Below are 15,503 nucleotides of genomic sequence, written 5' to 3' on the forward strand. Positions count from 1 at the left end.
AGATTTTATTGGTTTATATAAAGGTAAGAAATTGAAATTGAGTATTAAACAATAAGTTTATACCCAATTCCTTTTAGTGTCTGAATGGTATTAATACCAAGCTTTTCTCTCAATCTTCTGATGTGTACGTCGATGGTTCTTTCTCCTACAATTACATCATTCCCCCAAACTTTCTCCAGGATTTCTTCTCTTTTGAAAACTTTTTCTGTGTTTGAAGCTAATAAATACAACAAATCGAATTCTTTTTTCGGAAGCAAAAACTGCTGTCCTGCTTTGGAAACTCTGAAATTGTCTTTATCAATAACAAGATCACCGATTTCGATAAGTTTTGCATTATCCGAAACCTGAGATGTTAATTGCAATAAAGCATTAACTTTAGAAATAAGGATTTTCGGTTTAATAAGCTTAACGATGTAGTCGTTTGCACCAGCCTGAAAACCTGCTAATTGTGAGAACTCTTCGCTTCTTGCGGAAAGGAAAACGATTAATGTTTTCTGAAGTTCTTTAATTTTGCGAAGTTCCTGACAAGTTTCGATACCGTCTTTTTCGGGCATCATGACATCTAATAAGATAAGATCAGGGACAATTTCTTTAGCTTTATCGATACCTTCGTTACCGTTTGTGGCAGTATAAATATCGTAGCCTTCTTTTTCTAAGTTGTAAGACAGAATCTCTAAAATATCCAGTTCGTCGTCTATTAAGAGGATTTTCTTTTGGTTCATTTTCAATTTTTACGAGTCAAAGTTAATAATATTTTAATCACAGTTTAATAAAAGAGACATCGTTCACATAAAGTTAACAAAAATATCCATTTATTAATGTTTAGTTAAGAAAAAATTAAATTTCGCTAAACCATTTACCCCATCAATCTTTCATTCCTTTGCACCGAAAGAATATAGTAAGATAAAGTAAAATGAAAAAACAATTCCACAAGAGCATTATGCTACTTGCCTTGTTTTCTGCTGGTTTTGCATTTGCACAAAGTCAGGTATTAGAAGGTAGGGTATTGGATGAGAAAGACAATACTCCTATTGAAGGGGTAAAAGTAAAGGTAAATGATCAGGAAGTAACGACTGACATTTCCGGAAACTACTCTTTCAATCTTCCACCCGGAACCAACTACATTATAACGGTAACTTCCAACGGATACAATAGAAAAGAAATCAGTGAGGTTATTGTAAAAAATGATGCTAATACCCATCTTGATATCGTTTTGGATAAGCCATCCACCAAAGAAAAACAAATCGAAGGTGTTGTCATAAAATCCAATGCAAGAAAAGAAACCATTGCTTCTACCATCGGTTTACAAAGAAACTCTGGTGTAGTTTCTCAGGTTATCGGTGTTGAAGCTATTAAAAGAAGCCCGGACAGAAACACAGGAGAAGTTCTAAAAAGAGTATCGGGAGTAAGCTTGTTCGAGGGAAGATATATTGTTGTAAGAGGTTTATCAGACCGTTATAATCAGGCTATGCTGAATGGTATTCAATTATCAAGTACAGAGCCGGACAGAAAAACTTTCTCTTTCGATCTTTTTCCTGCAAACGTTATCGAAACACTTGTTATCAATAAAACTTTCATTCCTGAATACAGTGGTGAATGGGCAGGTGGATTGATCCAGGTAAATACTAAAGATATTCCAAATAAAAACTTTTTCAATGCGCAAGTGGGTGTAGGAGGAAACTCTATCACGATGGGGCATGAATTTAAAATGCAGAAAGGAGGAAAATGGGATTTCTTAGGAATTGACGATGGATCAAGAAAACTTCCTACCGGAATGCCTGCCAAAAATGCATTCAATATTCTGGACGACGCAGCTAAAACAGGATTTGGAAAACAATATGTAAAAAATTTAGGATATAATACGATCGGTTATCCTGAGAATGTCAATTTACAATTAGACGGAGGTTTCAATACAAAACTTTTCGGAAAAGATTTAGGAGTTATTGCGGTTTTAAACTATAGCAACAACAAAAGAAGAATTGAAACAGCAAACAGCTTCTTTACCATTAATGGACCTCTTGCTGATACAAACTTCGATTATTATACTGAAAAATATCAGAACGACGTTATTTTAGGAGGATTATTAAATCTTACTTTAAAACTTAATAACAACAACAAAATTTCCCTGAAAAACATCATTACCAACAATACGGTAAACCACATGTCTTTCAGAACAGGAAAAGATTTCGAATTTGATCCTGTAAACGGAACAAATATCATGGCAAGAGAGATTGGATTTAAAGAAACTACTTTCTATAATTCTACTCTAAACGGGACACACAAAATTGATGCTTTAGGAGGTCTTACTTTCAACTGGTACGGAAGTTTCGGTATTTTGGATCAGTATATTCCTTTATTACAACGTCTACAGTACAACCAATATCCTGATATCAACGGAAGCCCTTATTTAGCTTTGATTTCAAATGGTCTTTCTCAAAAATCAGGAAGTGTATTCTACTCTACTCTTAGTGATTATCTATATAACGCAGGTGGAGATTTATCCAAAACTTTTGAGATGTTTGGACAAAAGCAAACCATCAAAGGAGGATATTTATTCCAGGTGAAAGACAGGGTTTATAACTCAAGACCATTCTCTGTAAGATTGGAAGGATATAACCAAGGATTGCTTTCTCAACCTTTTGAAACGATTTTCAGTCCTGAAAACTTCGGAACGGACGGAACTAAATTTAGTTTCGACGAAATCTCAGGAGACCAGTACAGATATATCGCCAATACGATTCTTAATGCAGGATATTTGCAGATGGACAGCAACTTTACGCCTTGGTTCAGAGCTGTATATGGTTTAAGAGTTGAAAACTTCGATCAATTGGTTGGAAGCACAAAAAGAAGCGATGATCGTTTCGTAAATACGCGTGTTACAGACTTTTTACCAGCTTTAAACATGACATTCAAATTAACTAACAACATGAATTTACGTGTTGCAGGTTCGCAGACTGTTGTGAGACCGGAATTTAGAGAAGTTTCTCCGTTAGCATATTATGATTTTGATTTAGGAGCTACAGTTGTAGGTAACAAAAACATCCAAAGAACTAAAATTACCAATGCAGACGTTCGTTGGGAATGGTATCCAAGAAATGGAGAAATCCTTTCCGTAGCTGGTTTCTACAAAAACTTCAAAAATCCGATTGAATTATATTTTAATCAATCCGGTGCAGGAACAAGTAATACATTCAACTATTTAAATGTAGATAAAGCTGATGCTTACGGAGCTGAATTAGAATTCAGAAAAAAACTTGATTTCTTCAGTGCTCTTAAAAACTTCACTTTAGGCGGAAACTTCGCTTTAATCAAAAATAAAGTAACCGACGAAGCTACGAAGACCGACAGACCAATGCAGGGACAATCTCCTTACACGGTAAACGTAAGTCTTCAATACGATACTGAAAAAACAGGCTGGACTTCAACCGTCCTTTTCAACATGATCGGAAGAAGAATCCTTTATGTAGGAAACGATCAGGTTCCACCAATCTGGGAAAACCCTAGACCGCTTCTTGATTTTCAGGTTGCTAAAAAAATCTGGCAGAACAAAGGAGAAATTAAGCTAAACGTTTCAGACATCTTAAACCGTCACGCGAAATTCTACCACGACCTGAACAACAACAAAAAATATGACGGTGCAGATGCACTTGCTATAGATAGAGTAACGGGAACAAACATCAGTTTAACACTTGGCTATAGCTTTTAATTTTAATCAATATCTAATAAAAAATAATCTTTTATAACATGAAAAAATTTGTTTTATACTCTTTAATGCTTGGTACTTTAGCAACTACTGTAACAGCATGTAGAAACATAGAAGAAGACGGGCCAACTATAATTCAAAATGGAGGTTCAACAGGAGAAACTGAAAACCTAATTCTTTCAGGAAAAATCACATCAAGTCTTACGCTTAAAGCTAATAAAACTTATAAACTAAGAGGATTGGTATATGTAACCAATGGAGCTACGTTAACTATCGAGCCGGGAACAAAAATCGTTGGTGAGGCTGATAAAAACGGTTCATTAATTATTACAAGAGGAAGTAAGATCATGGCAGAAGGTACTGCTTCAAATCCTATTATCTTCACTTCAGAAAAACCAAGTCCTAAAAGAGGTGACTGGGCAGGTTTAGTAATCTTGGGAGCTGCTCCTACTAACGCTTCTTTCAACGGACAGGCTGGAATCGGAGAAATCGAAGGTGGTATCAACAACACTGAAGGTTTAGGTCTTTACGGAGGAACAAATGCTGCTGATAACAGCGGTGTATTAAAATATGTAAGAGTAGAATATGCAGGTTATGCATTCTTACCAGACAAGGAAATCAACGGAATTACATTCGGAGGTGTTGGTAACGGTACTACAGTAGATTATGTAGAAGTTGCTTATGCTAACGATGATAGTTTTGAGTGGTTCGGAGGAACGGTAAACTGTTCTCACCTTATTTCTTACAAAGGTCTTGATGACGATTTCGATACTGATAACGGTTTCTCAGGAAAAATCCAGTTCGGTATTGGGGTAAGAGATTCTCAGATTGCTGACGTTTCAGGTTCTAACGCATTTGAGTCTGATAATGATGCTAACGGTTCTTCTCTGACACCGCAAACAGGAGCAACATTCTCTAACATGACTATTATCGGGCCAATCAATTCAACAAGTACAGGTACAAACGTAAGTACAATCAATTCTTTGTTCCAGAATGCTTTACAGATCAGAAGAAACTCTTCAATCTCAGTATTTAACTCTGTTTTCACAGGATTCCCGGTTGGTTTATTTATTGATGCTACGAAAGGAGTACCTACAGATAACAACATTGTTGGTTCAAGCCTTGTTTTCCAGAATAATATTTTAGCAGGAAATGTAACTCCTTTAAAATTCGCAGGATCTACTACAACTCCTACCACTTTCACTTTGACAGATCTTACAAACTGGTTCAATACAGGAGGAAATTCTACTTTAACTTATACAGCTGATGCGAAATTCACAAACGCTTGGGCTCCTGCAGGAACAACTCCAAACTTCTCTCCTGCTGCCGGATCGGCTTTATTGACAGGTGGTGTATTCACTCACGCAAAATTAACAAGCTGGTTTACTCCGGTAACTTACAGAGGTGCTGTTAAAGATGCTACTGATACTTGGTACGCAGGTTGGACAAACTATAATTTATAATTTTACGCTAGTAATTAGTTTCTTCATATCAAATTGAAAAAAAACAGCATCGGAAAGTATTTTCCGATGCTGTTTGATTTATATCCATTCAAATCTATACAAAGTAAAATTTAACTATAAAAAAGCAACACATCATACTTTGAATTGGGAAAATAAGGAGAAAAATGGTAATTTGGTCTTCTCAAATAGAATAGCCTTAAAAAAAGTGTCTATTGTAGGTAAAATCTAAAATATTATGAAGAAAAATCACATAACGTCAATCATTTCAGCTCTCATTATAAGCTCTTCCTTTGCCCTGCATTCATGCAGTAAAGACGATGATGAGATCAATACAATTGCAGTTGTAGGAATCGCTCAGGACCCAACTAATTTTAAAGGTGATGTTACGAATGGACAAGTGGTAACTCTTGATGCAACGAAAGTGTATGTGCTTACCGGAGCTGTTAAAGTTAAAGATGGCGGAAAATTGGTAATTCCTGCAGGAACAAGAATTGTGGCAACAGCTGGAGCAGCTTCTTATGTTTTAGTAGAACAGGGCGGACAATTATATGCAAACGGAACTGTGAATTCTCCTGTTACATTCAGATCTTCTGAGGAAACTTCAGGAACTTGGGGAGGTGTTATTATTTGCGGAAAAGCTCCTATCAATACAGGAACAACAAGTTCTTCTGAAATCGGAAGCTCAACTTACGGAGGAACTTCTGCAACAGATAATTCCGGATCTTTAACCTATATGAGAATCGATAATGCAGGGATAGATTTTGTAACGGGTAAAAAATTCAACGGATTATCTTTATTCGGTGTAGGCAGCGAAACAAAAGTAGAAAATATAGCTCTAGTTAATGGTGCAGAAGACGGAATCCAGTTGTACGGCGGAACAGTAAATGTTTCCAATATTGTTTCCGTCGGTAATGAAGATGATGCTTTTGTCTGGACAGATGGCTGGATCGGAACAGGAAGTAATATTTACACCAAAAGAAAGACAAGCGGTACAGGAAATACGGGAATTAAAGGAATCAATAACGCTACAAATCCAGCTGCATCCCCAATATCAAACCCTACCATTAAAAATGTCACTCTGCTTGGCGGAACTACCGGAGAATCCAATGCAATAAGGCTTTATTCCGGAACATACGCTAATTTTGAAAATATAGTAACCTCCAATTGGGCAACAGGTTTCAATCTGGAAAGTGATGCTACGGTAACTTATATTAATGGTCAAAGTAAAATTAAAGATGCCTTCTTTGATACCAACGTTACCAATAAAATTACGGCTAAATCAACAGCCGGAACTAATGTAACTATACTGGCTAATACCTATACTGAAAAAGCCGATGCAATAGGTGCAGGAAACGGTACAGCAAGCCCGGCTTGGGCAATTGGCTGGTCTGGATTACAGTAAAATTAATTTTAAAAATAAAAACGGCATCTGATATATTTTCTGATGCCGTTTTTATTTATTTTCTTCGATAAGCCAGTGTAGTTTTTCAATATTTCTTTCTGCATATTCTATTGCTTCTTCAATAGATAAAAACGGTCGCGAACTGCTATGTGAAGAAATATTTCCATACTCATTAATAAAATATCTGCCGAAATACAGATAATACTCCAGCCCTTTTTTATTAATGTGTGGTAAAAGATTATTATATCCCTGCTCATAAAAATGATCCCAGTCCTGTTCAACCAGAAGAATCGGCAGATAAGTATTCCCGGAATACTTCCATTCTCCTCTTCTAATAATTTTTTGCATTCGGTAATTAGTTTAAATTCAATCAAATATATTTTATTTAAAAATTCCCAAATTGCTGTTTATATTAAATCTGATATTAATTTTCGTTCTTATTTCTGTTTAAATTAAAATAAAAAAGATGAAGCAAAAACCTCATCCTTAATTTTTTTTATGTTTAAAATTCTTTAAGAATACTCAAATTTTCTCACTGCTTCCAGTGTCATATCAATTTCTTTATCTTTAATTGCATCACTGATGAAATACGTTTCATAACCACTTGGCGGGAGATATACTCCATTTTGCAGCAATTGATGAAAGAAATTATTAAATAATGCATGATTGGCTTCCTGAGCTTCATCGAAATTCGAAACTCGATTAATATGGAAAAATACAGACATCATCGAACCTTTTCTGTTGATTTTATGAGCAATTCCTTTTTCATTTAAAATTTTTCCAATTTCAAAATCCAGGGTTTCTGTTGTCTTTGCTAGTCTGTTGAAAAATTCCGGATCGTTTTTAATGATCTGTAAAGTTTTTAAACCAGCTCTCATTGCCAAAGGATTTCCGCTCAAAGTTCCGGCTTGGTAAACACCGCCTTTTGGAGCTAAGTGATCCATAATTTCGTTTCTTCCTGCAAAAGCTCCGACAGGAAGTCCTCCTCCGATTACTTTTCCGTAAGTTACCAAATCTGCTTTCACATTATACAATTCCTGAGCTCCACCAAAAGCCAGTCTGAAACCCGTCATCACTTCATCAAAAATCAATAAAGCTCCGTTTTCGTCACATATTTTTCTTAATTTCTGAAGGAATTCATTTTCAGGAAGAACGCAGCCCATATTTCCGGCAACAGGTTCGATAATTACCGCAGCAATTTCACCCTGATTATGCCTGAACAGATCTTCAACCTGTTCAAAATCATTATATCTCGCCAGCAAAGTATCTTTTGCAGTTCCTGCAGTGACACCCGGAGAATTCGGATTTCCGAAAGTCGCAGCACCACTTCCCGCTTTAATCAAAAATGAATCTGAATGACCGTGATAACAACCTTCAAACTTTACAATTTTATCTCTTCCCGTAAAACCTCTTGCCAATCTTACAGCACTCATACAGGCTTCCGTTCCTGAAGAAACCATTCTGATCTGGTCAATATTCGGAACATTTTCTACGATGAATTTCGCAATTTCAGTTTCCAGTTCTGTCGGAGCTCCAAAAGAAAATCCTTTTTCCGCCTGAATTTTTAATTCTCCTAAAACTTCAGGATGAGTGTGACCTAAAATTGCAGGTCCCCAAGAATTAATGTAATCGATATAAGTATTGTCATCGGCATCCGTAAGATAAGCGCCCTTTGCAGATTTCATAAAAACCGGCACTCCCCCTACTGATTTGAATGCACGAACAGGAGAATTTACCCCTCCCGGAATGTATTTGTAAGCTTCTTCGAATAAAGCTGAACTTCTTTGGTATTTCATATGTAGTTGTTGGTTGACCGTTTATAGTTGTTTGTTGATTGTTAAATTAACAACTATAAACTGTCAGCAAAAATTAATTTCTGGGCTTTTTATCAATTAAATAAATCAATTGTCCGGCAGAAGGTTTTTGCCCTTCATCCATTCTGTTTTTTGCGTATAATTTATTTAATTTGATTCCGAATTTTTGAGCGATATCGTGCATATCTTCGCCAGATTCGGCTTTGTAAGTTGCGGTATTTCCGTCAGAATTTTTAGATTCAAGGAAGACGATCTCATTTTTTTGAAGAACGTCATTTTCCAGCTCGTTCCATTTAATCAGCTTGCTTTCACTGATTTTGAATTTTTTAGCAATGAATTGTACATTGGTGTCTTCCGGAATGATAATGTATTTTAAACCGTCATTCGGATGACTTTTAATCAAAATTGAATTTAGAATCTCTGCTTTTGTTTTAATTCTTTCTACTCTTTTCTGTTGCTGAGCATAAGAAGTGGCTTTGTAAGGAACCTCAACCGTAATAGGATCTTTCGCTTTTTTTGTATACTTTTCAGGTTCTAATTGTGCCATGAAAGATCTGTCGTCTTTCAAATTAGGATACATTTTCAGAACGGCGTACAGAACTTCTTTAGAATTGGTATCGTCAAATTCATACAGCTTATATCTTTCGATTTTACCTATTAAAATAGAAGCATAACGTGGATTTGTGGCATAACCAGCTTTTTTAAGTCCATTTGCCCAAGCTTTATAATCCTTCATATCAAGATTGAAAAGACCTGTATAATATTTTCTTGTTGATAAAAATATCGAGTGATCTTCATAAGACTGCCTCGGATCATCATACACACGGAAACACTCATTGGGAGCATCATCGGTGTGTTTCATGGTTTTCCCTGTCCAGTCTTCTTTACACTTAATTCCAAAATGGTTTTTGCCTTCCTGAGCCAATATACTTTGTCCTCCTCCGGTTTCCAAGAGTCCCTGTGCAAGAGTGATAGAAGCAGGAATCTTGTATTTTTCCATTTCCTCTACCGCATATTTTGCAAAGTTTTGGATATATTGGTCTTCAGTTGCCCAAGTCTGGGCTGAGAATTTTGATAAAACTAAAAGGCTTACGAGTAAGAAAAGTCTTTTCATGTTTTTCAATTTTACTTTATATAATTAAATTTCTATTCTGTTTTTCTAAAAGCAAATTTGCCCCTTCAATTCCTTGTAATCCACCAGTATGAAAGCACAACACTTTGCTGTTCTCAGGAAAATACTCTTTATCAATCAGTTCGAAAACTTTCTGCATCATCTTTCCTGTATAAATCGGTTCCAACGGAATCCCGTATTTCTCTTTAAAATCATTGATAAAACGAATATTTTCATCTTTTATTTTACCATAACCTCCAAAAGCTGAATCTATTAGATTAAAATTTTTCTGTAAGGTTAATTCAAAGATTTTATTTTCAAGCGAATCATCCTCAACTACCTTAAAACCGATAACTTTCTGATTTTCTTCACAATATTTCGAAATCCCAGCAATCGTTCCTCCCGTTCCGACTGCGGTGCAAAGATAATCAAAATCTTTTGTTTCGTTATTCAGCATCATTTTTATGCCCGTTATAGCATCTTCATTGGTTCCACCTTCCGGAACGATCAAAGCATTTGGAAATTCTTTCTGTAAAAATTCGGTTAATTTTCCTTTGTATTGATATTCTTTGCGTGTTACGAACTGCAAATTCATTCCGTTTCTTTTTGCAAAAAGTAACGTCGGATTATCACGCCATTTGTCTTTCAACTCCTCTCCTCTTATAATTCCCAATGTTGGAATTCCTGTAAAATTTCCGACCGCGGAAACCGCAGAAATATGATTTGAAAAAGCTCCGCCAAAGGTAATAATATAAGGAATTTGAGGATTTTTTTGTAAATAATTATTAATGTTAAAAAATAACTTCCAATATTTATTTCCTGAAATTTGAGGGTGAATTAAATCTTCCCTTTTCATGAAAAGTTTTACATTTTTATTGATTGGGATCTCCTGAATTGGGAGTTTTTCTGTCGGAAGTTGTAATAGCATGTTTTTTATTGCCTAGATCGAAAGATTTTATTTAACAAAAATAATGTTTTTTATGTTCTTAATTACACTTCAGAATTTCATTCATCGTAATATTTACTGGAAATATTTGCATCATTTTATAATAAATAGTAAGAAAAGCACCTCTCAATCGAGAAGCGCTTTTAGTAAACAATTTAAATTCAAAAAAATTATTTTGCAATCGGCAAATGTGTGCTGATTCCTATTCGGTTCCATGCATTGATTGTGATGATCGCCATAATGATTTGTGCAATAGTAGCTTCGTCAAAAACCTGTTTTGCTTTGTAATATGTCTCTTCTGTTAAACCTTTTTGACTGATCAAAGTGATCTCCTCGGTCATTTCCAAAATCACCTGTTCTTCTTCTGTGAAAAGTTCTTTTGCTTCTCTCCAGGCGTTCAAAAGGAAGATTCTTTGTGGAGTTTCACCATATTTCATCGCATCTTTCGTGTGCATATCCAAACAGAAAGCACATCCGTTGATCTGTGAAGCTCTGATTTTAATTAATTCTTTCTGAATGTGATTTAACGAAATATTCTGAAGATATCCTTCTAATCCCAATAATGCTTTGTATGCAGCTTTATCTGTCGTAGCCATGTCGAATCTTGTACTCATACTATTTTATATTTCTTAGTCAAATTATCTATCGTTAATGAATATTTTTCCTGAACCGCCAATAAAAAAGCGCCTGCACTTCCCACCCAGACCGAATAATCCAAAGGAGCTTTTGCACCTAAAGCAATCGTCATCGATAAAGCAAAAATTAATAATAAGAATCCTGCTCCGTAAGCTGCAATCTTAGTTTTAAATCCAAATAACAGCATTAATGGAAAAAGTATTTCGAAAAAAGTTGCTGAATAGGCAGAAAAAACGCTTAAACCTTCGGGAAGAAAAGAGGTAATTTGTCTCGTATATTTTTCAAAATTCTCCCAGTTTCCCCAGGTTGAATTTTTGCCCCAGAATCCGAATCTGTCGGCAACCGCAGAAAGCATCGTCACTGAAATGGCCAGTCTTAAAAATAACTGTGGAAATACACTTTTTTTGTCTGTCATGATATTGGTTTTTTATTACATGACAAAGTTGCGATTTATAGATTGTAAAAATCTTAAACTGGTTTAAGAACGTAATTTTGCTCTGATTTCGCTCAAATATTCAGGAGTGAAACCTAAAAAAGAAGCAATCAGATATTGCGGAATTCTCTGGATAAATTCGGGATATTGCGTGCTGAAATGCACATACAATTCTTCCCTGCTCATTTCGTATAAATAACGGATTCTCCTTTCAGAAGCGGCATAAGCTCTTTGATAAATCATTCTGAAATATCGCTCCATCACTGGATGTTTTTTTAATAATTCTTCCTGAGTCTGAAGATCAATCACTAAAATTGTGGAACGCTCAACCGCTTGGATACAAAAATCTGACTTTATTTGTCTTTCATAAGCAAAAGTATCAGTAATCCACCAGTTTTCTATGGCAAATTCCGTGGTGTGTTCTACACCTTTTTCATTAATGAAAAATTTTCTGAGACATCCTTTTGCAACGAAATAGATAGATTTACAAATTTCGCCATCAAACATCAGATTATGTTTTTTTTTCACATCCAATATTTGAAAAAAAGAGAGAACAGAGCTATATTCTTCTTCACTGATATTGATAAATTTATCTAAATGTTCCTTAAAAGTATCCATTTTTGAAATTGTGTAATCAAACTTAACTTTATTTTTTTAGTTTTACAATGAGAAAACAGTAAATCATGGAAATCGTTGCAAAAATTTTGATCGCATTAGTCGCCATAGAGCACATCTACATTCTTTGGATGGAAATGTTTGCGTGGGAAACAAAAGGAAAGGAGGTTTTCAAAGCAGCCTTACCCGCAGAAATGTTCAAACCCACAAAAGGTTTAGCAGCCAATCAGGGACTTTACAATGGTTTTCTGGCTGCAGGATTGATCTGGTCTTTTTTAATTGAAGATCCGAAATGGCAAACCAATGTTGCTCTATTTTTCTTGAGCTGTGTAGCCATTGCAGGAATTTATGGTGCAATTTCCGCGACGAAAAAAATATTTTTTGTTCAGGCTTTACCGGCGATTTTGGCGATTGTTGCTGTTTTGTTGAAATAATTTTTCTCATCTGTAAAAAATCTATCCTCTCTTTGTCATTCCGTAGGAATCTCAATAATGTATCAAAACTTAGTCTAGATTCTTACGGAATGACAAACTTTATGGATATTTTGCCAACTTTAAACAAAACTACAAAGCAGAAATCTCCAACAATTTCTCCTTCATTTTTTCAGGTTTAAATTGCCCTTCATGAAAATAAACTAAATTCTGATTCTTATCTAATATAATCCACAACGGATAAACAGGCTGATTTTTATTTTTAGATAAAGCTAAAGCCAGCTCATGAATTCCGGAATTTCCATTGGGTAAATAATCAAATTCCTGTCCTTGAAAATTGATTTTCTCTTTTGTTTTTTCCGCTTCAAAATTGATGAAATAAAAATCTTCATTAATCATATTAACCAATTCTTTATTCTTATTTAATTGAAAAGATTCCATCTTGCAGACCGAACACCAATCTGTGTAAAGATGAATAATAACGGGCTTTTGTTGTTCTTTTTGTAAATTTTCAAGGTCAGAAAAAGTGCCTGTTTTCATCTGTGAAAGACAAAAACAAGGCACTAACATTAAAAATAAAATTATCGTTATAAGTTTCATTTTCATTAATTTTTGTTTTTAAATATTTATTACTTTAAAAATGTTTTTTTAAACGCAAAGTTTTAATTTTCTCTATTTAATAAAAGTGAGCAAAGATGAATCAACAAGTTGATTTGATGAAGCTGTTGCCCTAGCTTCGTGAAGCAAATTTATTTGCCTTTGCTTTCTAAATAAATGTATTTTAATTATAAATCTTTGCGTCAAAAATCTTATTTTAAGGTATATTTCACACCCATAAAACCTCTGATTTTCTGCATCGGAGCAAAGCCGTAAGTCGTATCAAAAGTATAATGATTCGGATTGTTAATAGGATCATTAACGTGTTGGTCAAACGGATCAAAAGGTCGCATCAATGGATCTTTCGGAGTAAAATTGAACAGATTTTTAATTCCGCAATACACTTCAAATCCTGATTTGAAACTTTTTGAAAACTGAATATTCGCTAACGAATAAAACGGAGAATATTCTGGTCGATAATCATTCGGTAACACAGGCAATCGCATCGGTCCGTAAAACTGTCCTGTAAAATCTACCGTCAGATTTTTTGGAAATTTATAGGTCAAACTGTACGTTCCGCTCCATTTTGGGGCGTGAAGTTGTTGAACTTTTTCATTTTCACCATCAAATTTCTGATACACATCAAGATAAGTCACGCCTAAATTAATACTCAAAGGAAAACTAAAATTGTAATCCACATTCATTGAAGCTCCTCTCGAAATTCCATATCCGTGAAGATTATCGTAAATAATTTTCTCAGGATCCGTATCAAAATCTCCGACAATTTTATTGCTGAAATACGTGTAAAACGCAGAAGCATCCAAATTAATCAAACGATCTCCGACAGGGATTTTCCAGACATAATTCAAATTTCCGTTGACGGATTTTTCAGGTTTTAAATTCGATTTAATCACCACTTCTCGAGAACCCGTCAACGCTGCGTGATCTTCTGTAAATAAATTCACCACCCTGAAACCTGTCCCAAAATTAAATCGCAACGTATGATAAGGATTCGGAGAAAATTTCCATGCAAAACGCGGTGAGTGAACAGAATGATGGATTTTATCATAATCAAATCTGTAGCCCAACAACAATGTATTTTTTTCGTTAATTTCCCATTGATCCTGAATAAATGCTCCGAAAATCGGGGATTTCATCGGTTCGTTTGTGAATCCGTCTGCCGATAAAGTTCCAGGCGTATTATCATCATAAAAAGTTTTCTTGTAAGTAATTCCTGAAATCAAATCGTGTTTTCCGAGTTTTTTATCCCAGTACGTTTGTACAAAAGCCACTTTCTGTGTCGCATTAAACGGATTACTCCCATAAAATGAATTCTGATCATGAAAATTATAGGAAAATTGAGTAATAATATTTTCTTTCACCGGCCACTGATACATCCCGAAAGCCTCTACTCTATTGGTATAAATGCTTTCTCCATACACTTCATTGCTTCCACGATATGATTTATTCCACTGCATTTCGCCGCCGAAACGGTCTTCATATAAATATCTCAATGCAAAACTTGCCAATCGGTTTTCTTTTCTCTGGAAATTCCATTTATTGAAGACTGAAACTCTGTTTTGTAATGCTGCATCCGTGAAATTATCTTTATTCTCATCGAATCTTTTTTCATAATTAAAATAATTTAAGCTTAATAATGAAGCGACATTTTTTCCAAAGTTAAATTTGGTTGACAGATCCACATTATTTTCAGCCCAGGTTGTTGTCATAAGGTCAATACTTAATTTTGGGGCGGTCAAGGCGTTTTTAGTGATAATATTAATGACTCCACCCATCGCTTCAGAACCGTAAAGAGACGAAGCAGGACCTTTTACAACTTCAATTCTGTCAATCAAACTATTAGGAATTCCACTTAATCCATAAACAGTGGAAAGCGAACTTACAATCGGCATTCCGTCGATCAAAATCATGGTGTAAGGTCCTTCCAATCCGTTGATGTGAATATCTCCCGTATTACAAACCGAGCAATTTAATTGAGGTTTCACACCATTTACCATTGCAATTGCTTCAAAAATATTGGGAGTCGGGTTTTTCTGGAAAAATTTTTGACTGTAAATTTCAACCGCAACCGGACTTTTCGATCTGCTGATCGGTTTTATCGTTCCGGTAATGACAATATCATCGATAAGTTTGGTTTTCATCTCTTTTTTGCCTGAAATGTTAACCGAATCAAGTTTTTTTGATGGGTTTACATTCAAACTATCCACTTCCTGTGAGAAACAATAACCTGAAAAAAAGATGGCAGAAAATAATATTCGCTTCATGAAATTAAAATTGTTAGACAAAACTAACAATTATTTTTAGAACAGCAAAACTATATGAGAATCTTTA

The 15,503-nt window shown here is 35.0% G+C and carries 14 protein-coding genes; 4 read left to right on the plus strand and 10 right to left on the minus strand.

Annotation, left to right across the window (positions count from 1 at the left end):
- Window positions 1-44: 44 nt before the first annotated feature.
- A complete protein-coding gene (locus ABD745_RS10410; protein WP_047397759.1) occupies window positions 45-722 on the minus strand; it encodes a response regulator transcription factor in 678 nt (225 codons plus the stop codon).
- A gap of 191 nt (window positions 723-913) precedes the next feature.
- Here ABD745_RS10410 and ABD745_RS10415 point away from each other — a divergent pair, with 191 nt between their 5' ends.
- The 3 genes from ABD745_RS10415 (at window position 914) to ABD745_RS10425 (ending at window position 6,568) form a co-directional block, all read left to right on the plus strand.
- On the plus strand, window positions 914-3,706 hold the full coding sequence (locus ABD745_RS10415; RefSeq protein WP_344828971.1) for a TonB-dependent receptor: 2,793 nt from the start codon (window positions 914-916) through the stop codon (window positions 3,704-3,706).
- A gap of 38 nt (window positions 3,707-3,744) precedes the next feature.
- Complete coding sequence (locus ABD745_RS10420; RefSeq protein ID WP_047397757.1) at window positions 3,745-5,166, plus strand: hypothetical protein; 1,422 nt, start codon at window positions 3,745-3,747, stop codon at window positions 5,164-5,166.
- A gap of 235 nt (window positions 5,167-5,401) precedes the next feature.
- Complete coding sequence (locus tag ABD745_RS10425) at window positions 5,402-6,568, plus strand: hypothetical protein (RefSeq protein WP_344828975.1); 1,167 nt, start codon at window positions 5,402-5,404, stop codon at window positions 6,566-6,568.
- A 51-nt stretch (window positions 6,569-6,619) separates the two neighbouring features.
- Here the strand turns inward: ABD745_RS10425 and ABD745_RS10430 are convergent, their stop codons facing one another.
- The 7 genes from ABD745_RS10430 to ABD745_RS10460 all read right to left on the minus strand — a co-directional run bounded on the left by ABD745_RS10430 (window position 6,620) and on the right by ABD745_RS10460 (window position 12,126).
- Complete coding sequence (locus tag ABD745_RS10430; RefSeq protein ID WP_344828977.1) at window positions 6,620-6,916, minus strand: hypothetical protein; 297 nt, start codon at window positions 6,914-6,916, stop codon at window positions 6,620-6,622.
- 164 nt (window positions 6,917-7,080) lie between these two features.
- The gene (gene hemL, locus ABD745_RS10435; protein ID WP_344828979.1) at window positions 7,081-8,364 is read right to left on the minus strand and encodes a glutamate-1-semialdehyde 2,1-aminomutase; all 1,284 of its coding nucleotides are present in this window, start codon (window positions 8,362-8,364) and stop codon (window positions 7,081-7,083) included.
- A 73-nt stretch (window positions 8,365-8,437) separates the two neighbouring features.
- Window positions 8,438-9,496, minus strand: a complete 1,059-nt coding sequence (locus tag ABD745_RS10440; RefSeq protein WP_344828981.1) for a glucosaminidase domain-containing protein — start codon at window positions 9,494-9,496, stop codon at window positions 8,438-8,440.
- A gap of 16 nt (window positions 9,497-9,512) precedes the next feature.
- Complete coding sequence (locus ABD745_RS10445) at window positions 9,513-10,421, minus strand: 1-aminocyclopropane-1-carboxylate deaminase/D-cysteine desulfhydrase (protein WP_344828983.1); 909 nt, start codon at window positions 10,419-10,421, stop codon at window positions 9,513-9,515.
- Between the two features lie 188 nt (window positions 10,422-10,609).
- Window positions 10,610-11,053 carry a carboxymuconolactone decarboxylase family protein gene (locus ABD745_RS10450; protein ID WP_344828985.1) on the minus strand — a complete coding sequence of 148 codons (444 nt, stop codon included), beginning with the start codon at window positions 11,051-11,053 and terminating at the stop codon, window positions 10,610-10,612.
- Entirely contained in the window at window positions 11,050-11,490 is a 441-nt protein-coding gene (locus ABD745_RS10455; RefSeq protein ID WP_344828987.1) for a DoxX family protein, read from the minus strand. The genes ABD745_RS10450 and ABD745_RS10455 overlap by 4 nt, the downstream gene beginning before the upstream one ends.
- A gap of 63 nt (window positions 11,491-11,553) precedes the next feature.
- Window positions 11,554-12,126, minus strand: a complete 573-nt coding sequence (locus tag ABD745_RS10460; protein ID WP_344828988.1) for a Crp/Fnr family transcriptional regulator — start codon at window positions 12,124-12,126, stop codon at window positions 11,554-11,556.
- A 65-nt stretch (window positions 12,127-12,191) separates the two neighbouring features.
- Here ABD745_RS10460 and ABD745_RS10465 point away from each other — a divergent pair, with 65 nt between their 5' ends.
- Window positions 12,192-12,557, plus strand: coding sequence for a DUF1304 domain-containing protein (locus ABD745_RS10465; protein ID WP_344828990.1), 366 nt, complete (start codon window positions 12,192-12,194; stop codon window positions 12,555-12,557).
- A gap of 129 nt (window positions 12,558-12,686) precedes the next feature.
- Here the strand turns inward: ABD745_RS10465 and ABD745_RS10470 are convergent, their stop codons facing one another.
- On the minus strand, window positions 12,687-13,094 hold the full coding sequence (locus tag ABD745_RS10470; protein ID WP_344828992.1) for a thioredoxin fold domain-containing protein: 408 nt from the start codon (window positions 13,092-13,094) through the stop codon (window positions 12,687-12,689).
- A gap of 269 nt (window positions 13,095-13,363) precedes the next feature.
- Complete coding sequence (locus tag ABD745_RS10475) at window positions 13,364-15,436, minus strand: TonB-dependent receptor plug domain-containing protein (RefSeq protein WP_344828994.1); 2,073 nt, start codon at window positions 15,434-15,436, stop codon at window positions 13,364-13,366.
- Window positions 15,437-15,503 lie beyond the last annotated feature (67 nt).

Origin of the sequence: Chryseobacterium ginsenosidimutans (genome assembly GCF_039536845.1) — a bacterium.
In the GTDB taxonomy this organism is placed as follows: Bacteria; Bacteroidota; Bacteroidia; order Flavobacteriales; family Weeksellaceae; genus Chryseobacterium; species Chryseobacterium ginsenosidimutans_B.

Coding starts and splice junctions, on each gene's coding strand:
- ABD745_RS10465 (WP_344828990.1), top strand. CDS start 12,192: ATGGAAATCGTTGCAAAAATTTTGATCGCATTAGTCGCCATAGAGCAC.
- ABD745_RS10430 (WP_344828977.1), bottom strand. CDS start 6,916: ATGCAAAAAATTATTAGAAGAGGAGAATGGAAGTATTCCGGGAATACT.
- ABD745_RS10455 (WP_344828987.1), bottom strand. CDS start 11,490: ATGACAGACAAAAAAAGTGTATTTCCACAGTTATTTTTAAGACTGGCC.
- ABD745_RS10445 (WP_344828983.1), bottom strand. CDS start 10,421: ATGCTATTACAACTTCCGACAGAAAAACTCCCAATTCAGGAGATCCCA.
- ABD745_RS10475 (WP_344828994.1), bottom strand. CDS start 15,436: ATGAAGCGAATATTATTTTCTGCCATCTTTTTTTCAGGTTATTGTTTC.
- hemL (WP_344828979.1), bottom strand. CDS start 8,364: ATGAAATACCAAAGAAGTTCAGCTTTATTCGAAGAAGCTTACAAATAC.
- ABD745_RS10470 (WP_344828992.1), bottom strand. CDS start 13,094: ATGAAAACAGGCACTTTTTCTGACCTTGAAAATTTACAAAAAGAACAA.
- ABD745_RS10420 (WP_047397757.1), top strand. CDS start 3,745: ATGAAAAAATTTGTTTTATACTCTTTAATGCTTGGTACTTTAGCAACT.
- ABD745_RS10450 (WP_344828985.1), bottom strand. CDS start 11,053: ATGAGTACAAGATTCGACATGGCTACGACAGATAAAGCTGCATACAAA.
- ABD745_RS10425 (WP_344828975.1), top strand. CDS start 5,402: ATGAAGAAAAATCACATAACGTCAATCATTTCAGCTCTCATTATAAGC.
- ABD745_RS10415 (WP_344828971.1), top strand. CDS start 914: ATGAAAAAACAATTCCACAAGAGCATTATGCTACTTGCCTTGTTTTCT.
- ABD745_RS10460 (WP_344828988.1), bottom strand. CDS start 12,126: ATGGATACTTTTAAGGAACATTTAGATAAATTTATCAATATCAGTGAA.
- ABD745_RS10410 (WP_047397759.1), bottom strand. CDS start 722: ATGAACCAAAAGAAAATCCTCTTAATAGACGACGAACTGGATATTTTA.
- ABD745_RS10440 (WP_344828981.1), bottom strand. CDS start 9,496: ATGAAAAGACTTTTCTTACTCGTAAGCCTTTTAGTTTTATCAAAATTC.